This window comes from Brevibacterium sanguinis (assembly GCF_003315415.1).
Classification (GTDB): domain Bacteria; phylum Actinomycetota; class Actinomycetes; order Actinomycetales; family Brevibacteriaceae; genus Brevibacterium; species Brevibacterium celere_A.
In genome coordinates this window covers 175,370-196,858 of sequence record NZ_QNSB01000004.1, presented here as the reverse complement: position 1 = coordinate 196,858, position 21,489 = coordinate 175,370, and the positions used below count along the sequence as shown (strand labels likewise).

Genomic DNA, 21,489 nt, shown 5'->3' with positions numbered 1-21,489 from the left:
TGCTGAGAAGTCGGAGAGGGGCGGGGCACTCGTGCGAAAATGGTGCGCATGACGCATAACCTCATCCTGCTGCGCCACGGCGAGAGCGAATGGAACCAGAAGAATCTGTTCACCGGTTGGGTCGACGTGACCCTCACGGACAAGGGCCGGGCCGAAGGTCAGCGGGCCGGGGAGCTGCTCAAGGAGGCCGGGCTGCTGCCCGACGTCGTCCACACCTCCCGCCTCAAGCGCGCGATCCTCACGACCCACCTGGCGCTGGAGGCCGCCGACCGGTCGTGGATCGACGTCCACCGCAGCTGGCGGCTCAACGAACGCCACTACGGCGCGCTCCAGGGGAAGAACAAGAAGGAGATCCGCGACGAGTTCGGCGAGGAGCAGTTCATGATCTGGCGCCGCTCCTACGACACCCCGCCCCCGGCGCTCGCCGACAGCTCCGAGTTCTCGCAGGCCGGTGACCCCCGGTACGTCGATCTCGGCGAGTCCCTGCCGCGCACCGAGTGCCTCGCCGATGTCATCGACCGCCTCCTGCCCTACTGGTACGACGTCCTCGTGCCCGAGATCCGGGTCGGGAAGAATGTGCTCATCGTCGCCCACGGCAACTCGCTGCGCGCCCTGGTCAAGCACCTCGACGGCATCTCCGACGCGGACATCACCGGGCTCAACATCCCCACCGGCATCCCGCTGCTCTACGAGCTCGGCGACGACCTCACCCCCGTCAAGCCGGGCGGAACGTACCTCGACGCCGAGGCGGCCGAGGCCGCCATCGGCCAGGTCGCCAACCAGGGACGCTGAGCACTGGGACGCTGAGCCTCTTCGCAGCCGGTCATCGCGACCAAGAAATGCAGGCGCGCGGCACTGATGCCGTGCGCCTGCACTTTTCGGTCGCGGCGACGCTGCTGCCCCGCTCTCACGCAGGTCGTGGCGACGCTGCTGCCCCGCTTTCCGCGATCGTCGTCATCGTCTCGCGCAGCATCGCGATCGCCGGTGACGACGACATCGACTTCCGCCACACGAGGTAGATGGTGCGGGCGATGCTCGGATCGTCGAGCGGCACGACGGTGACGTCGTCGGGCAGGTGCGGCCGGCCCAGCCGGGGCACGAGCGCGAGCGCCCCGACGGCGCGGACGAACTCGATCTGGGTGTCGTACTCCATCGCCCAGTACTCGATGTGCGGTTCGCTGTGGAGGTCCTCGAACAGCGCCGTCAGCCAGCGGTGGCAGACCGCCCCGCGCGGGGCGGAGACGAAGACCTCGCCGAGGAGATCCCTCCGGTTCACCTCGGCGCGGGCGGCGAGACGGTGGTCGCGGTGCATGACGATGTCGGCGCGGTCGACGGCCAGCCGTGCGGTGTTCAGGGTCGGCGGCAGGTACAGCGAGGAGTTGTTCCAGTCGAAGATCAGCGAGGCGTCGATCCGGCCGGCCGCGACCATGTCGATGAGCTCCTCGGGCTCCTCCTCGATGTTCGAGATCGTCAGCTCCGGAGCCCGCTGCTTGAGCCCGGGCAGCGCCGGGGCGAGCAGACCGCGGATGCCGGTGGAGAAGCCGCCGACGGTGATCCGACCGCGCGGATCCCCGGACCGGGCGCGGGCGTCCGACTCGAGTCCCTCGAGGTCCTGGAGCAGGGCCGCCCCGCGACGGCTCAGCTCTCGTCCCATCGGCGTCAGGGCGATCCCGCGACCCGTGCGCTCGGTGACCGGCGCGCCGAGGTAGCGGGAGAGCTTCTGCAGCTGGTGGCTGACGGCGGCAGGCGTGTAGCCGAGCGAATCCGCGGTGGCCGTGACCGACCCGCAGGAGTCGAGGGCGACGAGGGTGCGCAGGGCGACGACATCGATCATCAAATGATCGTATCGAGTCCATGTACTTTCTCTCAATGGATATTTGATCTCAGATCTGAAAGCCTGGACGCATGCGCCCGGTCCACATCGCTCTCGCTCTCCTCGTCGTCCTCCTCTGGGGGATCAACTTCATCTTCATCGACTTCGGTCTCCGCGACTGGCCGCCGCTGCTCCTCGTCGCCGCCCGCTTCGTGCTCGTCGTCCTGCCCGCGATCTTCTTCGTGCGGTTCCCGCGCGGGTCGTTCGGGCGCATCCTGCTCATCGGGCTGTTCATGTCCGCGGCCCAGTTCGCGCTGCTCTACACCGCGATGTTCCTCGGCCTGCCGGCCGGTCTCGCCTCGATCGTCATCCAGATCCAGGCGGCCTTCACCGTCATCGTCGCCGCCGTGGCGCTGCGCGAGTTCCCCCGTCGCCGGCAGGTCGTCGGCATCCTCATCGGGGTCACGGGACTGACCGTCATCGGCTTCAGCCTGCAGGCCGAGGTCCCGGTCCTCGCCTTCGTCGTCGCCCTCGCCTCGGCGCTGTCCTGGGCGATCGGCAACGTCATCGCGCGCGGGATCGGCCCCGGGGTCAACGGGGTGCAGATGACGGTGTGGTCGGCGATCGTCGTGCCCGTGCCGCTGCTCGCGCTGTCCCTGCTCATCGACGGCCCCGCCGAGGTGGCTCATGCGATCGCACATCCGACCTGGGGCGTCGTGGCGTCGGTCGTCTACACGGCCGGCTGCGCCTCGCTCATCGGCTACGTCATCTGGAACTCGCTGCTCGCCCGGTTCCCCGCTTCGCAGGTCGCACCGTTCTCGCTGCTCGTTCCCGTCGTCGGGGTGCTCTCGGCCTGGGTCGTGCTCGGTCAGCGGCCCACCCCGCCCGAGCTCCTCGGGGGCGCGCTCCTCGTGCTCGGGGTCGCGATCACCACCGGGGTGCTCAAGACCATGGTGCGGGGCAGGCCGGACGGGCGCAGGGCGGCCCGCCGCCGCGTCGTCACTTCTTCGACAGGTGCGGCTCCCAGTTGCCCGTGAGCAGGTACTCGACCTTCTGCGACACCGACACCGCGTGATCGCCGAAGCGCTCGAAGTAGCGCGAGAGCAGGGTGACGTCGGCGATGTGATGCGGGGCGAGCGACCCCTGGGGGGCCTCGGCGATCTTCGAGAACACGCTCAGGTGCAGCTCGTCGAGCTCCTCGTCGATGGCGTTGATGGTCGGCACCATCTCGAGCCCGGGGTGGGAGAGGAGCTCCCGGGTCGCCTCGGCGATCTTCTCCGCGGACTCGCCCATCCGCACGAAGGTGTGGGTGAAGTGCTCGGGGATCGCGGACTCCGGGTACCGGATGCGCACCTGCTGGGCGATGTGCCGGGCGAGGTCGCCCATCCGCTCGAGTGAGGCGCTCATCCGCAGGGCCCCGATGACGGCGCGCAGATCCGCGGCCACGGGGGCCTGGAGGGCGAGGATCTCGGCGGCCTGCTGATCGAGGACGTGCTGGAGGCTGTCGATCTTGATGTCGGCCTCGATGACCTGCTCGGCCAGTTCGAGGTCATTGCTGCGCAGGGCCTGATTCGCCAAGCGAATGGCCTCACTGACCCTGGTCGACATCTCCACCAGCTGGGTGGCCAGATCGTCCAGTTCGTTCCTGAAGACTTCGCGCATGGGCTCTGCTTCCTTCGTCTCGATGTGCGGCGGTGGGCGCCGGCGGGTCGGTCTCGAGCCTATCCGGAGTCCCGGTCTTCCGAAACATGCAGGACGCCTTGTTTTCGCGGAGCAGGGTGCTCGGACAAGCACACGCGCATCAGCTTTCCAGTCGGCGGTGAACGCGATCTGGCGTCTGGGTGAATTCCTCGCCACCGGGCCCGCTTCGACCCGGATCCGGTGCTGCCACACTGCCGACACCGCCTAAGCTGGATGTGTGGATCTGTTGATTGTGGCGGTCCTGACCGGCATCGTCGGGCTGGGCCTGGGTATAGCGGGCATTCTCGCGTTCCGTTTCAGCGAACGCTCCCGCGATGCTGCCGATCTGCACTCCGACGACGACCTCCCCGAGGGCATCGCCGAGGTGCTCGCCGTCCTGCCCTCGGCCGCGATCGTCCTCGACGCCGGCGACGATGTCGTCAAGGCGTCCCCGGCCGCGTACACGTTCGGCCTCGTCAGGGGGCATTCCCTGACCTCGGGCGAGATGCTGCGCGTGGTCGAGCGGGTGCGAGCCCGCGGGCTCATCGAGGAGATCGAGCTCGAGCAGAAGCGCGAGCTCTCCGATTCGGTGCTGCGCCACCTCCACGCGCGGATCGCGCCGCTGGGCACCGCGTTCGTCCTTGTCCTCTGCGACGACCAGACCGAGTCCAAGCGCGTCGACGCGGTGCGCCGCGACTTCGTCGCCAACGTCTCCCACGAGCTCAAGACCCCGATCGGGGCGATGGCCCTGCTCGCCGAGGCGGTCACCGACTTCGCCGACGATCCGCAGGCGGTCGAGCGCTTCGGCGGGCGCATGCAGCGCGAGTCGAAGCGGCTGACGCAGCTCGTCCAGGAGATCATCGACCTCTCCCGGGTCCAGGACCACGCGGCTCCGTCGACGACGGAGAAGGTCTCCGCCGCCGAGGTGGTCGCCGACGCCGTCGACCGTGCGCACACCCGTGCCGAGGCGAAGAACATCCACATCGAGGTCTCGACGCCGTCGACCCTCCTCGTCGAGGGCAACTACGAGCTGCTCGTCAACGCGGTGCGCAACCTCGTCGACAATGCGATCAACTACTCGCCCGAGGGCACCCGGGTCGGCGTCGGGGTCGAGCTCGTCGACGAACGCGTCGAGATCACCGTCACCGACCAGGGCATCGGCCTGTCGAACCAGGACACCGAGAGGGTCTTCGAGCGCTTCTACCGCGTCGATCCGGCCCGATCGCGCATCACCGGGGGAACCGGGCTGGGCCTGAGCATCGTCAAGCACATCGTCGCCACCCACGGCGGGGACGTCCGCGTCTGGAGCCGGCTGGGCAAGGGCTCGACCTTCACGATCGTGCTGCCCCTGGCCGGTCAGGGATATGACGATGCCGCGAGTGCGGCCGCTCCCGCGGGAGTGCTGCTCACGCATTCGGCCTCGGCGCCGGACGAAGCCGCCGGGACCGCGGGCAGTGCCGGCGGGACCGCGGACGGAGCCGGGACCGCGGGTGGCGCCTCCGCGGGTGACCCGGAGCCGGGCGAGCACTCCGCCGAGCGCGGCGAGGACCCCGTCGGCGGCCGCGCGGGATCCGTCGACGTCCGCGAGGGCGACACACAGGTTTTGGAAACGGAAAGCGAACAAAGGAAGCTCAAGACGTGACGCGAATTCTGCTCGTCGAAGACGAGGACTCGTTCTCTGACCCGCTGTCGTACCTCCTCGGCAAGGAGGGCTACGAGGTGACCGTGGCCGACGACGGTCTCAAGGCCCTGGCGGAGTTCGACCGCAACGGCGCCGACCTCGTGCTCCTCGACCTCATGCTGCCGGGCGCCTCGGGCACCGAGGTGTGCCGGGAGCTGCGGGCCAAGTCGAACGTGCCGATCATCATGCTCACCGCCAAGGACTCGGAGATCGACAAGGTCGTGGGCCTCGAACTCGGGGCCGATGACTACGTGACGAAGCCCTACTCCTCACGTGAGCTCCTCGCCCGGGTCCGCGCCGTGCTCCGCCGCAACGTCGAGTCCGAGAGCTACGACGACGCGGTCCTCGAGGCCGGGGGAGTGCGCATCGACGTCGAGCGCCACGTGGTGACGGTCCGCGGCGAGGAGCTGTCGATGCCGCTCAAGGAGTTCGAGCTGCTCGAGATCCTCGTCCGCAACTCGGGCCGGGTGATGACCCGCGGTCAGCTCATCGACCGGATCTGGGGCGAGGACTACGTCGGCGACACCAAGACGCTCGATGTCCACGTCAAGCGCCTGCGCGCGAAGGTCGAGGAGAACCCCTCCGAGCCGAAGCTGCTCACGACCGTACGCGGGCTCGGCTACAAGTTCGAGGCCTGAGCGGGAGGTCCCGCCCGAGCGGCGGCTCCCGCCCGGGCGAGGGGACGGGAACCCCGGAGACGACGAACGGCTCACTCCCCGCGGAGTGAGCCGTTCGTCGTAAGTCTGCGGATCAGTGGCCGGATGCGGTGCCCTGGGTCGACTCCTCGGACGCGGTGCCGGTGGTGGCCTCCTCGCTCGGGGTGGCCGTGGCGTCCCCGGCGGGGGCGGTCGCCTCGTCGCTGGGCACATCCGACGGCGACTGGGTCGGGACCTGGTCCTCGTAGTAGGGGAGGACGTCGGTGAGGAGCTGGGTCCTGATCACGGTCTCGTCGGCTCCGGCGGAGACGGTGACGTCGACGAGATCGCCGGCCTGGGCCTGCAGATCCTCGACGATGATCGGCTCCGACTGCGAGATCGGGCTGTCGGGGAATTGGACATACTCCCCGCCGGCCGGCACGGATTCGGTGACCTCGGCGCCCGCCACGCTCAGGGACACCTCGGCGGGGGTCGAGCCCTGGTTGACGAGGGAGAAGAACATCTGCGCGGGACCGTTCCCGGACTCGTCCTGGATGAGCATGAGACCGCGGACCTTGACATCGCCGACGTCACCGGCGGCTCCGTCGCCGCCGTTGTACTGGTACTCGGCGGTCTGGTGGGGCGACAGCAGACTTGCACATCCGCTCACGGGAAGGATGAGAGCGAGTGCGGCAACTGCGAGGGCCGCGCGGTTGTGCCGTTTCATTATGCTCCTTGAAGTGGCAATACAAGATCAGTCTGTATACTACCCGGTTTTTGACCTCGTGTAGAACCTGCCGTGCGGACTCTCACGCCGCCCTCCCGGGGGCCCGAGCTGACCGGGACCGACGCCCGTGCGAGGACTCGGGGCGGCGGACCCTATCACGGTCGAATGCCGACCTGAACGATTTCTGTGGCGCGCCTCATGGTAAACTGGAAGTCCGCGAAAGGGGTTTGAAGAGAATATGAGTTTCCAGGTCGGCGACACTGTCGTCTATCCACATCACGGTGCAGCGACAATCCAAGAAATCAAGAAGCGAACCATCAAAGGTGAGGAGAAACTGTATCTCAAGCTCCAGGTCGCCCACGGTGACCTCGTGATCGAGGTTCCCGCGGAGAACTGCGACCTCGTCGGTGTGAGAGATGTTGTCGGTGAGGAAGGCGTCGAGAAGGTCTTCAACGTCCTCCGTGCGGAGTTCGTCGAAGAGCCGACCAACTGGTCCCGCCGCTACAAGGCCAATCTCGAGAAGCTGCAGTCCGGTGACGTCATCAAGGTCGCCGAGGTGGTTCGCGACCTGTGGCGTCGTGAGCAGGACCGCGGTCTGTCCACCGGTGAGAAGCGCATGCTGTCCAAGGCTCGTCAGATCCTCGTCTCCGAACTCGCTCTGGCGGAGAAGAAAGAGGAGTCCGAGGCCGAGGCGATCCTCGACGAGGTCCTCGCGTCCTGAGCACGTGCGTCATCGTTCCGGCCGCAGGGTCGGGAACGCGTCTGGGAAGTGCCGAGCCGAAGGCCTTCGTCCGGCTGCGCGGCCGCAGCCTTCTCGGACGCAGTCTGAATACGATAATCTCCTCGGGAGTTGCCACCACGGTTGTGGTCGCAGCTCCCGAGGAGCATTTGTCTGCGGCCGAGAGGGAAATCGCGGAGATCGCCTCCGGTGCTTCGGGCATGTCGATCACAGCTGTCGCAGGCGGTCGCGATCGGGTCGAATCCGTGCGCCTCGCACTGCGGCACAGCCAGGCGTCCGACCTCGTCCTCGTCCACGACGCGGCCCGCTGCCTGACTCCTCCGGAGGTCTTCCGTCGAGTCGTCGCCGCGCTCGATGCCGGCGCCGAGGCGGTCGTGCCCGTCCTGCCCATGACCGACACCGTCCGCCGGGTGAGTGCCGACGGCACGCTGCGCGGGGACCTCGACCGCAAGTCCCTGCGGCGGATCCAGACCCCGCAGGGCTTCACCTCGGCGATCCTCGAGCGCGCGCACGCGAGTCACCGCGACGAGCTCGACCGGCTCGGGGCCCGGGCGCGCGAAGCCACCGATGATGCGGGACTCGTCGAGCGCCTCGGCGTCGATGTCGTCGCCGTCGACGGGCACGAGGAAGCGCTGAAGATCACCTACCCGCTCGACCTCGTCGTCGGCGAGCACATCGCCCGCCTCCGGGACGACGCCGACGCTTCGGAGGCACGACCTTGACGACAGGAGAGACGATGATCATTCCGCGTACGGGAATCGGCGTCGACGTCCACGCCTTCGCGGACGACGAGGCCCGGCAGCTGTGGGTCGCGGGGCTGCTGTGGCCCGGCGAGCGGGGGCTCGAGGGGCATTCCGACTCGGACGTCGCCGCCCACGCGTGCTGCGATGCGCTCTTCTCCGCTGCCGGGATCGGTGACCTCGGCGCGCACTTCGGGGTCGACCGGCCCGAGTTCGCGGGCGCCTCGGGGGCGTGTCTCCTCGCCGAGGCGGCCCGACTCGTCCGCGCCGCCGGATTCGAGATCGGCAACGTCGCCGTCCAGGTCATCGGCAACCGGCCCAAGATCGGCAGGCGGCGCGAGGAGGCGCAGTCGGCGCTGTCGGCGGCCGTCGGGGCCGCGGTCTCGGTGTCGGGGACGACGACCGACGCCCTCGGGCTGACCGGTCGGGGCGAAGGTGTCGCCGCGATCGCGACCGCGCTCGTGGTGCCCGTCGACGGGGCTGATCGCGACGAGCCGGCATCGGGCTCCGTGGCGGAGCCGTCCGAGCCGGATCCCTCGCGCACGACCGGCTCGGAATGAGGGTCGGGCGATGAGGGTGCTGTTCCAGGGGGCGGGAGCCGTGGGCATCGCCGGCGCCGCGCTGCTCATCGACGATCACGAGGTGGCCGTCGCCTCCCGCAATCCGCGGTCGTCGGCCGCCTGTCCCGAGCGGGTCCGGCGGATGCGGCGGCCTCAGGGGCCCCGGGATCGGCGCCGGGTCCCGATCGTGACGTGGGAGACGGCTCTGGACTTCGAGTGGGATCTCCTCGTCCTCAGCACCCGCCCGAGTGAACTCGACGCCGCAGTCGCCTCGGCGATCGCCGACCTCGCCCCGCCGGTCATCGCGATCACGAGCCAGGTCGACGGAGACCTCGAGGATGCGCGGGCGCGCTTCGCCCCCGCCGAGCTCGTCGTCTTCTCACCCGCCCTGCTCGCCGATCGGCCGTCGGGAACGACCGTCAGGTACTGGTCGCCGCCGCTGGCTCCGGCATTCCTCATGGCCGGGAACCGTGGGATCGAACGCCGGCTGCACCGGGAGCTGGGCCCTCTGGTGCTCTCGGTCCCTCTGCCCGTTCTCCTCGGCGCTCCGGCCCTGCTCATTCCCTATGTCGCGGAGCTGAGCGTGCACGACGGGGACTGGGAGGCGCTGAAGACCCACCTCGAGCGGCCCTCGATCGCCGCCGCCGAGGCGGTCAGGGCGGTGACCGGACTGCCGGTTCCCGGCTCGCCGCTTCTGGCGCGATGCGCACTCGAGGCTGCCGAGAATGTCCTGCCGATCGACGTCACCGCGTATGCGGGCCGGCACTTCGGCCGCCACCTCGGTCAGACGATCGCCATGCTCGAGGGATGGACCGTGCAGGGACGCGCCCGGGGCCGGGCCGCGAGCGGCGCCGGAACGATGCCGACGCTCACGGAGCTGGCTGCGGTTCTGCAGGCCTCGTAGATCGCGGGTCAGGTCCGCTCGAGAATCTCATGGAGAGGCTGGACTGCGTGCTCCGGTCGGTCGCGCCTCGTCACCTGCCCGTGACGACGAGGACCTCGTCGGCTGCACCCTGAGCGCATCGCCCGGGAATGCCGGTCGTCTCATCGAGCCCGACGGTCACCGCCGAGGCGGAGAGCTGCTCACCGACATCGATAGTGCCCAGGGCGTCGGTGGTCACGGAGGGCTTGCCCTCGGCCAGGACGAATGAGGCGTCGTCGGGGAAGACCACGAGCCGCGGACGGTCATTGTCGACGAGGGAGAAGCAGCCGCCCGGCCCGGTGATGAGCTTGCCGCTCACTGATCCGGAGTCGGCATCGATCGCGGACTGAGTCGTCAGGCCGATGGGACCGTTGCCTTCGGCCTTCACCTCGAGCGTCGTCGCTTCGGTGCTCGAATCGTCAGTGACGAGCTCCTCGTCGTCGGTGCGGGGCGTCTCCGCCGGCGTCCCTGTTTCCGCTGATTCGGCGCTCGCCTCGGCAGTCGACCCGGCGGGCGAGCTCTCCGGGGAAGTCGAGCATGCGGCGAGGCCCAGTGCGAGCGGAACGGCCAACGTGATCGTCAAGTGCTTCGGTCTCAGTGCCATGTGCGTCCTCTCTCGAACCAAAACCGCCATTCTCCCCACAGCGGTGACAGGTGGCAAATCAGCTGAGGGACGACAAGCCGTGATCAGGTCGTGTGCGAACGGTGTCGGCGGGTGACGAGGAGTCCGATGGCATAGAGGGCGGCGGTGAAGATCAGGGTGCCGATGATCTGGAAGCGCACGGATTCGACGGTGAGGCCGAGGACGATGATTGCGGCGATCCCGGCCAGGGTCGCGTACGACAGCCATGGGAACAGCCACATCTTCAGGGGCAGCTCGGTCCCGGCCGCCTCGGCGCGGTGGCGCAGGACGATGTGGGAGACGAGGGTGACGACCCACGTGACGATGAGTGTCGAGCCGACGATGTTGAGCAGGACCCCGAGCACCTCGGCGGCCCAGAAGTAGTTGAGTGCGACGGCGACGAACCCGAACGCCGAGGTGGCGAGCACGGAGGCGACGGGGACGCCGCGTCGGTTCGTGGTGCCGAGGAATGCCGGCAGCATCGAGCGCTGCGACATCGAGAACGCCATGCGGGAGGCGCCGTAGATGTTCGCGTTCATCGATGACAGCAGGGCGATGACGATGACCGCGGCGAGCGTCGAGGCGATGAACGGCAGGCCCGCGGTCTCGAGGACCGCGACGAAGGGGGAGTCGGCCAGGCGGGGGTCCTTCCAGTCGAGGACGGCGACGATGATCGCGACGGACCCGATGTAGAGGAAGAGGATGCGCCACACGACGCCCTTGATCGCCTTGCCGACGCTGCGGCTCGGGTCGGCGGTCTCGGCGGCGGCGACCGCGACGATCTCGATTCCGCCGAATGCGAAGGCGACGACGAGGAGCCCGGCGGCGACGCCGGGGAAGCCGGTGGGCATGAAGCCGTCGGCGAAGATCTCTCCCGCGGGTGCGGCCGGGGTCCAGCCGAGGAGGAAGGCGACGCCGAGGACGACGAAGAGGGTGACGAACGCGACCTTGATGAGGGAGAACCAGAACTCGAACTCGCCGAAGCTGCCCGAGGTGGTGAGGTTGATCGCCGTGAACACGATCATGATGATGAGCGCGATGACCCACTGCGGCATGTCGGGGATGTAGCCGGCCGCGATCTGGGCGGCGGCGGTGGCCTCGGCGGCGACGACGAGGCACAGCTGGATCCACCACAGGGCGCCGACCGCGAAGGCGGCTCCCGGGCCCATCGCCTTCCCGGCGTAATGGGAGAAGGCGCCGGGATTGGGGTCGGCCGCGACGAGCTCGCCCAGGGCGCGCATGACGAAGATGACGATGAGGCCTGCCACGGCGTAGGAGACGAGGACCGCGGGACCGGCTGCCTGGATGCCGGCGCCTGCGCCGACGAACAGGCCGGCGCCGATCGCCGAGCCGAGGCTCATCATGACGAGGTGGCGCGGCTTCATCCCGGGCTTGAGGCCGGACTCCGAGGCGGCAGTCTGCTGCGGTGCAGGGGGAGTTGCTGGAGAATTGCTCACTGGGGAATCCTACCTGCCGGGCCGCATGAGAATGCTTCTTGGTGTTCATCCCGGTGGTCAGGTCGGCCGGCACAGGATCAGCGGCGACGATTTCGCGAGGCCATGCTCCAGCCCTGCTGCAGCCCGCCGTTCTCCGACTCGGCGAGCTTCTCACCCCGGCGCCTCAGCTGGGTCTGCTCAGGATGAGGACGAGTGATCAGCTTGAGACCGTCGAAGTCGGTGACCTTCCACGGGTCGCCATGGGTCTGGAATTCCAGACCCTGCTCGTTTCGAGCGGTCCAGATCATGGTCGCCCTCCCGGACCCGACGCCCGCGACGACCCGTTGCCACACCCGCTCACGGACCCTTTTCGACAGGCGCCCGACGAACGTTCCGGGAGCGATCTCCAAGAGCCAGCGGGTGAGCTCTCCCCGCAGGCCGGGTGGACAGGCGGCGACGACGATGACAACCATCAGCTGTCCACGTGATAATTGGTACCGCCCTCGACGAGCCCCTTGGGATCCCAGAGCTGGACGACGTTGCTGTCCAATCCCAGGGAATCGAGAGCCGACTCCACCTCGGCGGGTTCGAACAGGAGCCGGGTCACGTCGTCGATCGTCCTGTCCACGACTCGTGATTCGTAGACGAGGTCCCGCACCCGGTACCTGACGGCGGCACCGATGTCGGGAGGAGACTCGGCTGTGACATCGAAGGCCAGCGGTATTGTGATGTCCGCTTTGTAGAGGTCGGCGATGTCGTAGACGAAGGCCCTTTCGTGTCCATTGTGAACGAAACCCAGCCCGGGCGACGCTCCCAGCGCCGCCACGACTGCGTGGACGATGCCGTAGAGGCAGACATGAGCCGCGCTGAGAGCCCGGTTGATCTCGTCGGAGGCGTCGAAGTCGTCGAAATCGAAGTTGCGGTGCGTCCACGGCACTCCGCTTCGCTGGGATTCTGCTCGGTAGATCTGTCGCACGCGAGCACCTTCCCTCCCTCGAAGCTGCTGCATGGACAGCCCGGACACGTCCTCCCCGGGAAATCGCTGCGCGTACATGGCCCGAGCGACGGCGACGCGTGACCGGACGTTGGACACGAGCTCTGCCTGCCGGACCAGGTACCGCGTCGAAGATGCCAGGGAACGTCCATGAGCGTAGTAGCGAATGCCTTTCTCACCGACCCATACGGTCGACACACCGCATTCGCCGAGGAGGCTCATCCCCTGATGGGTGATCCGGGAGCCGGGCCCGGCCATGAGGCATGCGAGACCCGCTCCCGGCACATAGGTGATGCCCTCATCGGTGCGAATCGTCAGAGCATTGCGATCGCGAGCGATCGTCGCCCTCTCCACGTAGAGGAACGAGAGGCGATCGCGCACCCTTGTCAGTTCATATCGTTCGAGCGGAACCGATCCCTGTATCTCCCATCACCCCTCAGCCGCGATCAGCGCTCGACAGGAACCGCGATCCGCTTCCATCTGCGACAGGAACGAGAGTGAGCAGCCCGCATCCGTACGCCTTCGCCGGGCCGATCCCGTTGACGAGAGCGCTGCGCAGCCGCCCCGGGTCGGTGACACGAAGAACACCGTCGTATCTGACTTTGCGGATCGTCACGGAGTGATTCTTTCGTGTGAACTTCATCAGCCGGCGCTCCTCGACGCGAAAACTCACGGATGCCGAGTCCTCGTCGTCTGTCGGATCATCTGTCCCGACCTCGACCCCGACGTCGAAGGCCACGCCGAGGTGCTGTGCGCGGCGAGCGAGCCACTCCTCCTGCTGTGCGACCGTCACATGGGCGAATCGCTTGCTGCGGCCTCCGTCCTCAGGTCTCACCGCGTGGACGGGATTGGCGGCCAGGCGGAACTCCCAGAACTGATCGGTCGTGAGGTCGTCGAGCAGTGGCGAGTAGTCCGCGACTGCCCAATTGGGCTGAGTGGGCCACCCCGCCTGCTCTTCGAGGTGGGTGAAGTCGGGGGCAGTCGCACTGACGACGTACAGACGGGGATTCGGGCTGCCCGTGTCCAGCCTCCAGAGGCGCCGCGAACCGCCGTCCTGGCCCTGCGGATCCCCGCTCGGGAAGGAGGCTTCGACCGCCGCATGAAGCTTCTGGGGAGATCCGAGCAGGTGCCTCGTCCCTCGACGAGCGGCATTCAGCTCAATTCTGCTGAGAAACACTGGGACCTCCTAGGAACCCGAACGGGTCATGAGAGTCGAACGCTCCGCCGGCGCGCTGAGCATCGTCGTCAGCCGCACAGGGGTTGGACAGCTTCACCCGCAACTCGCAGACCGACCGCATCCCGAACTGCCGTCGGTTCGGATCGAAGCTCAGGGGAACGTCCTCGAATGCGTCGGATGCTTCCTCTCCGGGCTCGGCATCCCTGACGATCCGCACGTAGACGACGGGGTTCTTGGTCGCCTTCATGACGAATCGGCTTGCGCTCCATGGAGTTTCGGACAGCACCTCGGGCATCGAAGTCCTCTGCACGCCGAGGCTGACCTTCCCTGCCGGGGGAAACGCGCGCCGCCCCAGGTACAGTGGAAAGCTCGGAGCCTGCAGCGCGTCGTCGATGCCGTCGATGAGCTCGTCCGGTCCCTCGAGGGCGGCGAGGAAGACCGCGTCGCTGAGGAAGTAGCGGTAGGACAGCGGTGCTGTCACTCCCGGGCGACTGGCGGTCTGGAAGTCTCGCATGAGTCGGCCGGGCTGATCGACCCTCACCCCGAAGCGCAGGTTCGCCAGGTCTTCGATGGGGTCGGTGCGACGCCGTCCCATCGCCGCAGCCACGAGGCCGACGATTCCGCTCTTCGTCGGTTGCAGCTCGGTCGTCCTGCGAGTGAATCGGCCCCTCATGCCCCACGACTGCATCGGACCCGCGAGCCGCAGGAGCAGTGTGCTCACGCGTCCTCCTTGACTTGGCCGAGGTGAGCCGACAGGGCTGCTCTGACGGACCCCTCGACGGCTGAATCGACCGAACTGCGCAGGGCGAGGACGTCGAGTCTCTCCGCGCGCGCACCGACGCCGGCCGTCCAGTAGCCGTGTGCGGGTGAGTAGACCTGGTCGATCTCGGTCGCATAGTCGACCAGGCGTTCCACCGCCGAACGAACATAGCCGTCGTTGTGGATCACGGGATCTTCGAAGGCTTCGACGAAGTTGATCGGGCGATCGGAACGGACCGAGTACATCACGGCCGCCGGGACCGTCGTGTTTCCGAAGCTGTTGACCTTGCCGGATGGCATCGACAGCACGAAGCCGCGTGCAAAGGCGGTGAGGGCCTCTTCGGCGGCCGCGGCATCGCCGAGGTTCTCCGCCAGTTGGTCGACATTCACCGTTGCGTAGCGGTAGAGGGTCGAGGAGTTGAATTCGACCGTGCCGAGCATGCCCGCCCCGGCGTCGCGGTCGGGGTCGTCCACCTTGTAGTCGTCGACAGCCGTGTAGAAGTCGGCTTCGCTCTCAACTGCGTGGACCGACAGAGCATGCGCGACCTGAGCAGAGGCGTCGACGCCGAGGTCGGTGAGGTCGGCGATCATTCGACCGAAGAGCGCGATGTCGAGCGAGTTGTCCTGCTGGAGGATCTCCTTGTAGACCTTCTTGTCGAATTTGGGCTTGCCCTCCCGATGGTCCTCGATCGCCTGCTTCGCTGCCTTGACGATCTGCAGATGGCTGAAGAAGACGAGATAGGCAGACTCCGTCCGGGTTCCCGCTGCCTCGTCGGGATCCTTCGACTTCGACTTCGGCTTGTCGAGTTTGATCCCGACCGCCGCGAGAACCTTCTCGGCGATGGCTTCGGCCTCATTGGCGAGCGAGTCGTCGATCGTGACGATCTCTGCGGCGATCTGTTCGATCACTCGCTGGGTGCGAGACCCCAGTTTGGAGGCGTCGACAAGATCCTTGAATGCTTCTCGTGTCGCGCGTTTCCATGCCTGCGAGGACACCCTGGCACGGCGGACTCCGCCATAGACGGCGGTCTTCGGTGCGCCGGTGTCGTCTCGGTTGACGTTGCTCGGCGGAACGGACTGGAGGACATGGACATCGAAATAGGTGGTGGTCATGATTGCTCCTTGGGATTCGTTCAGGTGGTGGAGTCGGTCGCGGTAGCATCGGCTTCCGGCCGGGGATTGTGGAAGAACTGGCGGCTCCATGAGCGCTGGACGTTCGGCCTCGATGCCGGGAACTGCCAGTAGAAGACGTCGTCGGCAAGTCGGCCGATGTCGAGGCCGATGCTCCGCCGATGGAGAAGACCGACGAATCCGCGCAGCTGCCACCGCAGACTCGACATCGTCTGGGACTGTGCGAGTTTGGCCAGACGCTCCCAGACCTTGCCCCGGTCCATGGGCTCGTCGCGATGCGCCGCGAGCATCCTTGCCGCCTCTCCGAGGGTGCGATCCTTGACGTGCATGCCGGAATCCTTGCCCTGCTGGAGCTGCGCATACGTCGTCATCGCCACGTGGATCGCGGTCTCGAGATAGTCCGCGGATTCGGATCGAGGCGACCCGGGTCTCATCGCCGAGTCGAAGTACTCCCTCTCCGGGAGCAGGTACTCGCTGATCTCCCATGCGGTCCCGGGATCGCCCGCCGAGGCGCGCCTCAGCTGGGCGAGGACCGACCGCGCAGCTGCCCTGTCCTTCTCGTGCCCCTCCTGGAGAATCCTCACCTTCGGGATGACGAAGGAACTGGGTGTCAGTCGCGTGTCCGTGCGGGTGCTGTCATCAGGCATCGGTGTCCTCCTGGTAGGCGATGGAAAGGGTTTTCCTCAGGCCCTTGTGCAGATAGCCGAGGGCGATGTCGGTCGTCAGCCAAGTGCCGTTCTCGACGTCGACGATGCGGCCGAGGTAGGAAGCCGTACCCGCTTCATGGGCGAGGCGGCGGGCGATCGACACCGCTGAATCACGCAGTGCCTTCTGCCACAGACCGCGGGCGGTGTGCCAGCGGGAGTCGTCGCGGAGGCTGTCCAGCCAGGCGGCGAAGATGAGACCGAAGTCCCTGAATGCCGTGTCCTTCGCTTCCTCCCTGAACGCCTCGGCGTCCTCGACGCCGCGGGCCCTGGCGAGATTCACCGCGAAGGTGCCGAGGTACCATGCGACCGTATCCGCGTCGTCGATGGCGTGGATGACGGTTTCCGCGGCATCGACGGCGTCGTCCTGGAGAAGGAACGTCGGCACCCGAAGCGAATCGTTGACGACTTCGGCATAGGTGGCGGACATGTTGCCGTACTGGACTCCGACCAGTTCGATGTTGGGACGGAATCCGATGGAGAGTTTGTCATGCTTGTAAAGCTGTCCGATCCACTCGAGGACGCCTGGTTCGAGGTGCTGGCGAGCACCGTTGACGATGGACTGCGCACCTGTGGGCAGCCATGCCGACATGCTGCGCCACACCGACTTCGAGGGGTCGACCATCCCCGGCATGAACACAGTCGTTCCGAACTTGGTGGACTGAGGTTTGCTGTAGCGCCAGGTCATCATCGGGTCGAATGCCTGCCGGTTCTGTTCGCTCAGCGGGTCGCCGTAGCAGAGGACGACCCGGGTGACGTCGCAGCCGTCGAAGAGCAGCCGGATGCGCCGTGACTGCCACGTGTAGGTCTGGATGAACCCCTGGGGCATCGCCGGTGCGTCGAACTCCTCGAGGGGTCCGGGGTGCGGTCGTTCCCAGGGCGGCCGGTCCTCGTCGCCGCTGATGATCCGTTGGCCGTCGGGGGCGACGATGTTGAGGATCAGCGTGAGTTCGAGACTGTTGCCCCCGGCGATGAGCACCTCTCCTTTGCCCGTCCATCCCGTACCCAGGGGATAGACCTTTCCGCCTTTGGTCCGAGGATCCCGACGGTCCGGGGTCTTGATGCCCGAGGGATCGTAGGCATGGGCGTGGATGAGCCACCTCGTCGCCTCTGCCGGAGACATGCGGTCGAGACTGCGAGGACCGCGCTGGGTGAACGCCTGGACGTTGGCGGGGAAGTCGGCGACGAATGCGCCGAGGTCCTTCGTTTCGTCCGAGGCGGGACCCAGATCCGCCACCTGGAAGAACGGCGTGGAAGCATGACGCAGCCAGAAGCGATCGTGATGCCGGTGGAGATAGGACGTGACGGAGTCGGACACCGACTGCCAGTCGCCCAGCTTTGAACTCCATTCGTCGGGGTCGCGAGGAAGCCCGATCCCACGAGCGAGTATCGCCACGAGCAGCCGGAGCAGAGCCGCTCGTGTCGTCGGCAGTTCGCCCTGCAACTGGCGGATGTCCGGTGCATATTCGATGGTCTGAGTGAGCGACAGCGTCGTCTCACTCCCATCGAGCATCAGCACCGGAATCCACCGCTCGTCGATGAGATTGAAGTAGGGAGACTCTTCGGATTTCACCTCCTCGGTCGAGGAGGGTGACGCCATTGTCGTGCTCATCATCGATTCCTTTCGTGTGTGGAGCGGAGGGGAATGGGAAGCAGTCAGTCGCGAATCTCTTCTGTGTGTGCGGAGTCCTTGCGTCTCTCGGCGACGAGCCCCATGGCGCGGTCGTAGACCACGTGCCAGTCTCCGACTCGAGCAGAGAATCGTGGGGCGTCTTCCCCGTGATGGCGGGAGCTTTCGGCGACGTCCGACTCGGCAGTCATCGGGAGCACCAGCTGCCCGCGCAGCAGGGGAGATCTCTGCCAGGCTGCTACCCCGAACTTCTCGAGTTCCTCGATCACCTTGTCCCCATCGAAACCGCGGCACATGGCGAAGGGGAGGCGGATCGAGGAGTTGGCGACCGCCTCGGCGACGTGCCAGGGGACCTCAGCCGTCGTCGGTATGTCCACGCCGCCCATGCGAGGGAGCCAGTCGAGCGTTCGCCACCCTGTTCCGTCGCTGAGGACCAGCAGGACTTCGATCGATTCGGAGCCGTCGCGCACGCTGCCGCGTTCCCGTTCGTAGGGGTCGGAGTCCTCGGGATCGCCGTCGTTGAGATTGAGCCAGTCATCGAGCCCCTGAAGCGGTCGGTCGGGCTCGGTGGCCCACCGTTCGGCCAGATCCTGCGCAGTGGCTTCCTTCAGCCGAGCCGCTTTCTTGGCGGCGTCCATCGCGGGCCACCACTCATCCGGACCGAGTCTCTGGCCGCTGTAGACCGTGTGCACGAGCGATGCGATGTCGTCGGGTGACGTGAGAGTGCCGGCGCGGCAGATGACTCGGAGGGCGGCTGCGGTCCGCAGCAGGACATGCCGGCCGTAGATGTGCTCCGAATCGGAGGGAAAGTTCGGTCCCTCGTCTCCGTCCCCGCCGGGGCGGGTGATGATGCAGCGGGCCTGCGTCACGGGACCCGGTCGCGCCCTCCCCGAGTGTCGGTGCACGCGGCCGATCCGCTGGATGAGGAGGTCGACGGGGCAGAGATCCGTGAACATGAGATCGAAGTCGATGTCCAGGCTCTGCTCGATGACCGATGTCGCCACCACGATGGAGAAGTCCGGCCGCTTGGAGCTGTCCTTCCCGAATGCCTCGAGCAGTGAGCGGTCCCGCTCTGCGCGGTCCGATGCCGTGAATCGCGCATGGGCCACAGTGACCGCGTCGAATCCGAACGCGTTTCGCAGCGCCTCGGCGGTCGCCTGGACTCGGCGCACCGAATTGCGGATGACGGCGATGCACCCGCCTTCCGAACCGTACCTGGTGATCGCGTCGATGAGTGCCGTGTCATCGTCGTCGAGTTCGTCGAGCGTGACTGACTTCGAATCGCCTGCCTCGATGGGGATGACGGTCGTCGATCCGGCTGTGGCGACCGTCAGCGCAGGGTAGACGGCCTCGGTTTCCGGGGGATCCGGTGCATCCGCTGCATCCGGTTCCCGGGAGTCGGCCGGCCGAGTGAGGTGCTGGTGGTCGGTCCCCGAGGAGGCGCGCAGGTCGAGACCACGTCGGTAGGCCTCGATGAGGTGGTGCTTCTGTTCGGGCGGCAGCGTCGCTGTGAGGACCACGACCGGAACACCCCATCGCCCCAACCAGACGAGCGCCTTGCGGAGGAACACACGCATAGTCGAATCCGATGCGTGAACTTCATCGATGACGATGACTTTGTCCGCGAGGCCGCTGTGTCTGAGCATGAGATGCCGGGCTCGAAGGCCGGCCATGAGCAATTGGTCGACGGTGCCGATGACGAAGTCGGCCTGCAGCCTCTTCTTCCTGCCGCTCAGCCAGGTGTGGTTGCCCGGCCTGAGGCGGGTCGGGGCAGAGCCATGTCGACGAGAACGGTATTCGTCGTGGACCTGTGAGTCCGGGGGGAGCCCATTGCCGAGTTCGACTCCGGTGAGGTCACCACCTCCTTGATCGGAGATGCGCAGCCGCTGAGGCTGTCCCGGTCGATCCAGCCGGCGAAGCTTTCGGCGGTCCTCGTTGAGATTCGCCTTGCCGTGCGCCAAGGCGGTCGTCACGTCGTCATCGGGCCCCTCGCTGTCCAGCCTTTCGATCCAGCTCAGGTACCGTGGGAACATGCCGTTGGTCGTCGCTTGAGTCGGAAGGCAGAAGAGAACTCCGGAGGCTCCGGTCGCATGGGCCAGGTTCTCAGCGGCCAACAGCCCCGCTTCGGTCTTGCCCCGGCCGGTCTCATCCTCGAGAAGGACGATGGCCGGCTCGACGAGTCCGGTCGTCGCAGCATGGGCCGCAGCCTGTCCGGGACGGGGTCGCGCGGCTTCGGGGAGAGCGAACCGCGACCCCAGTGCCGCTGCGATGTCAGGTGTGGGGCATGGTGTCCAGAGGCCAGGCAGCCCGAGGGCGTTCCAGGCAGCCTCGGCGCGTTCGGATGACGGCCTGCAGTGGCGGATGTCCTCGTCGGGGGCGATGAGCGGGAAGAGGTCGTGATTCGATGCGATCCAGTCCGCCTCGATGACGAGGCTGGACAGAAGCGAGAGCACTCCTCGGTCGAAGTGCAGCCCTGGGTCTTTCCACAAGTCGGAGGAGAAGTCCACGCCGGACTCGGCGATGAGTCGCGAGGCGATGTCCCTCTGGACCGCAGGCCAGGCCGATTCCCGCATCCCGAGTTCCAGAGGCCAACGAGGAGCGCAGATGCGACGTTTGGCCATCGCGCCATACGCGGTCATTCCATGATGGGCGCCGAGGACGCTGGCCAGCTGATGGACGACAGGAAGCGGGACCGGTGACGAAGTCGACGGTCCGAACTTGGATGCTATTGACGACTTCGGTTGGTGGACCATACCGAATTCCGAAGCGAGCACTCGTCCCACGATGACTTCCGAAGCCAGGGAGTGCGGGAATTCAGCCTGGCTGCCGATCTCCTGACACTGGCGGACGTTGAGCACCGGGGCCTCGCTGTCGGGCCGATGGGAGGACTCATGGAGTCGGGCGGCCCGCTCGGAATCCTGCGCCTGGAAGTTGGGGCCGGCCTTGCCGACATCGTGCAGAGAGGCAAGAAACCGGATCAGAGCGTCGGGAACAATCTCAGCGGGAATCATCGACTCGATGACCGAGAGCTGTTGCCGGGACTTGCGGTGGTGATAAAGCCGGGTCGCGACCTCTGCGGTGTCCCGGAGGTGCACGAGAAGGGGCAACCAGCCGATGAGTTCCTGGGTATCGCGATCCCGGAGCGTCTTGGCCCAGAGGAGGTCGGCCAGAGACTTCGTGTCGGTCATCATTGACCCTTCTGGTCTCCAGTCCGGGTGAGGGCACGGAAGACTCAACGATTTAGATTGCGTAGCACACATTCGTAGTGCGTGAAATCAATCTAGCCGATTATCCAGAGAAGTCAACGGCGGATGTTGTTGGAAGTCGACGATACCCTCGATTGAGAGAAACATCAGACTGCGGCACGGACACGGTGGCAGTCGGTTTCACGAGTGTCCTTTCCCGATGCGCTCGGGGTGACCCGGATTTCGATTGCGAAGCAGTGGATGTTTGGGTGTCTTCCCTACCTTTGTAGGGTGAGGTGAGGGCTGCTGAGCCCGCATGTTCTGCGGTCTCAGCAGCCCTTTACTTGAACTCGG

Annotated in this window: 21 protein-coding genes; 8 read left to right on the top strand and 13 right to left on the bottom strand. The window is 66.8% G+C overall.

The genetic code is table 11. From position 1 onward, the window contains the following. Positions 1 to 48 precede the first annotated feature (48 nt). Complete coding sequence (locus DFO65_RS07310; RefSeq protein WP_113903763.1) at positions 49 to 792, top strand: phosphoglyceromutase; 744 nt, start codon at positions 49 to 51, stop codon at positions 790 to 792. A gap of 115 nt (positions 793 to 907) precedes the next feature. Here DFO65_RS07310 and DFO65_RS07305 read toward each other — a convergent pair whose 3' ends face one another. Further along, a complete protein-coding gene (locus tag DFO65_RS07305; protein WP_113903762.1) occupies positions 908 to 1,834 on the bottom strand; it encodes a LysR family transcriptional regulator in 927 nt (308 codons plus the stop codon). A gap of 71 nt (positions 1,835 to 1,905) precedes the next feature. Between DFO65_RS07305 and DFO65_RS07300 the strand changes: the two genes are divergently transcribed. Beyond that, positions 1,906 to 2,850 (top strand): EamA family transporter, encoded by a 945-nt coding sequence (locus DFO65_RS07300; RefSeq protein ID WP_113903761.1) that lies wholly within the window; start codon positions 1,906 to 1,908, stop codon positions 2,848 to 2,850. Here the strand turns inward: DFO65_RS07300 and phoU are convergent. Then, positions 2,813 to 3,475, bottom strand: a complete 663-nt coding sequence (gene phoU / locus DFO65_RS07295; protein WP_113903760.1) for a phosphate signaling complex protein PhoU — start codon at positions 3,473 to 3,475, stop codon at positions 2,813 to 2,815. The genes DFO65_RS07300 and phoU overlap by 38 nt on opposite strands. Before the next feature lie 256 nt (positions 3,476 to 3,731). On the opposite strand from phoU, the gene DFO65_RS07290 reads away from it, so the two are divergent. Further along, positions 3,732 to 5,135, top strand: coding sequence for a sensor histidine kinase (locus DFO65_RS07290; protein WP_245940528.1), 1,404 nt, complete (start codon positions 3,732 to 3,734; stop codon positions 5,133 to 5,135). Then, positions 5,132 to 5,812, top strand: coding sequence for a response regulator transcription factor (locus tag DFO65_RS07285; RefSeq protein ID WP_113903759.1), 681 nt, complete (start codon positions 5,132 to 5,134; stop codon positions 5,810 to 5,812). Before DFO65_RS07290 ends, DFO65_RS07285 begins: the two co-directional genes overlap by 4 nt. A gap of 112 nt (positions 5,813 to 5,924) precedes the next feature. Here the strand turns inward: DFO65_RS07285 and DFO65_RS07280 are convergent, their stop codons facing one another. Further along, the gene (locus DFO65_RS07280) at positions 5,925 to 6,536 is read right to left on the bottom strand and encodes a hypothetical protein (protein ID WP_113903758.1); all 612 of its coding nucleotides are present in this window, start codon (positions 6,534 to 6,536) and stop codon (positions 5,925 to 5,927) included. Between the two features lie 238 nt (positions 6,537 to 6,774). On the opposite strand from DFO65_RS07280, the gene DFO65_RS07275 reads away from it, so the two are divergent. Genes DFO65_RS07275 through DFO65_RS07260 form a run of 4 tightly spaced genes read left to right on the top strand, consistent with a single transcriptional unit; the run spans position 6,775 to position 9,479 of the window. Beyond that, positions 6,775 to 7,257 carry a CarD family transcriptional regulator gene (locus DFO65_RS07275; protein WP_113903757.1) on the top strand — a complete coding sequence of 161 codons (483 nt, stop codon included), beginning with the start codon at positions 6,775 to 6,777 and terminating at the stop codon, positions 7,255 to 7,257. After that, the gene (gene ispD, locus DFO65_RS07270; RefSeq protein WP_113903756.1) at positions 7,254 to 7,997 is read left to right on the top strand and encodes a 2-C-methyl-D-erythritol 4-phosphate cytidylyltransferase; all 744 of its coding nucleotides are present in this window, start codon (positions 7,254 to 7,256) and stop codon (positions 7,995 to 7,997) included. Before DFO65_RS07275 ends, ispD begins: the two co-directional genes overlap by 4 nt. A gap of 14 nt (positions 7,998 to 8,011) precedes the next feature. Continuing rightward, positions 8,012 to 8,575, top strand: coding sequence for a 2-C-methyl-D-erythritol 2,4-cyclodiphosphate synthase (gene ispF / locus DFO65_RS07265; RefSeq protein WP_113903755.1), 564 nt, complete (start codon positions 8,012 to 8,014; stop codon positions 8,573 to 8,575). Between the two features lie 10 nt (positions 8,576 to 8,585). After that, positions 8,586 to 9,479 (top strand): hypothetical protein, encoded by an 894-nt coding sequence (locus tag DFO65_RS07260; protein ID WP_113903754.1) that lies wholly within the window; start codon positions 8,586 to 8,588, stop codon positions 9,477 to 9,479. Positions 9,480 to 9,549: 70 nt separating this feature from the next. Here DFO65_RS07260 and DFO65_RS07255 read toward each other — a convergent pair whose 3' ends face one another. From DFO65_RS07255 to cas3, 10 genes are all read right to left on the bottom strand, one after another. Next, positions 9,550 to 10,101, bottom strand: coding sequence for a hypothetical protein (locus DFO65_RS07255; RefSeq protein ID WP_113903753.1), 552 nt, complete (start codon positions 10,099 to 10,101; stop codon positions 9,550 to 9,552). An 83-nt stretch (positions 10,102 to 10,184) separates the two neighbouring features. Then, positions 10,185 to 11,504, bottom strand: a complete 1,320-nt coding sequence (locus DFO65_RS07250) for an amino acid permease (protein WP_113903752.1) — start codon at positions 11,502 to 11,504, stop codon at positions 10,185 to 10,187. A gap of 149 nt (positions 11,505 to 11,653) precedes the next feature. Beyond that, positions 11,654 to 12,028, bottom strand: coding sequence for a type I-E CRISPR-associated endoribonuclease Cas2e (cas2e, locus tag DFO65_RS07245; RefSeq protein ID WP_113903751.1), 375 nt, complete (start codon positions 12,026 to 12,028; stop codon positions 11,654 to 11,656). Beyond that, positions 12,028 to 12,930 carry a type I-E CRISPR-associated endonuclease Cas1e gene (gene cas1e, locus DFO65_RS07240; RefSeq protein WP_245940526.1) on the bottom strand — a complete coding sequence of 301 codons (903 nt, stop codon included), beginning with the start codon at positions 12,928 to 12,930 and terminating at the stop codon, positions 12,028 to 12,030. The genes cas2e and cas1e overlap by 1 nt, the downstream gene beginning before the upstream one ends. 55 nt (positions 12,931 to 12,985) lie before the next feature. Continuing rightward, complete coding sequence (cas6e, locus tag DFO65_RS07235) at positions 12,986 to 13,726, bottom strand: type I-E CRISPR-associated protein Cas6/Cse3/CasE (RefSeq protein WP_113903749.1); 741 nt, start codon at positions 13,724 to 13,726, stop codon at positions 12,986 to 12,988. Further along, positions 13,707 to 14,447 carry a type I-E CRISPR-associated protein Cas5/CasD gene (cas5e, locus tag DFO65_RS07230; protein ID WP_113903748.1) on the bottom strand — a complete coding sequence of 247 codons (741 nt, stop codon included), beginning with the start codon at positions 14,445 to 14,447 and terminating at the stop codon, positions 13,707 to 13,709. Before cas5e ends, cas6e begins: the two co-directional genes overlap by 20 nt. Beyond that, positions 14,444 to 15,598 carry a type I-E CRISPR-associated protein Cas7/Cse4/CasC gene (gene cas7e / locus DFO65_RS07225; RefSeq protein WP_113903747.1) on the bottom strand — a complete coding sequence of 385 codons (1,155 nt, stop codon included), beginning with the start codon at positions 15,596 to 15,598 and terminating at the stop codon, positions 14,444 to 14,446. Before cas7e ends, cas5e begins: the two co-directional genes overlap by 4 nt. 20 nt (positions 15,599 to 15,618) lie before the next feature. Then, positions 15,619 to 16,263: a type I-E CRISPR-associated protein Cse2/CasB gene (gene casB, locus DFO65_RS07220; RefSeq protein ID WP_113903746.1), complete on the bottom strand. Its 645-nt coding sequence runs from the start codon at positions 16,261 to 16,263 to the stop codon at positions 15,619 to 15,621. Beyond that, the gene (casA, locus tag DFO65_RS07215) at positions 16,256 to 17,932 is read right to left on the bottom strand and encodes a type I-E CRISPR-associated protein Cse1/CasA (RefSeq protein WP_181778659.1); all 1,677 of its coding nucleotides are present in this window, start codon (positions 17,930 to 17,932) and stop codon (positions 16,256 to 16,258) included. Before casA ends, casB begins: the two co-directional genes overlap by 8 nt. Positions 17,933 to 17,976: 44 nt before the next feature. Then, a complete protein-coding gene (cas3, locus tag DFO65_RS07210; RefSeq protein WP_181778658.1) occupies positions 17,977 to 21,138 on the bottom strand; it encodes a CRISPR-associated helicase Cas3' in 3,162 nt (1,053 codons plus the stop codon). Positions 21,139 to 21,489 lie beyond the last annotated feature (351 nt).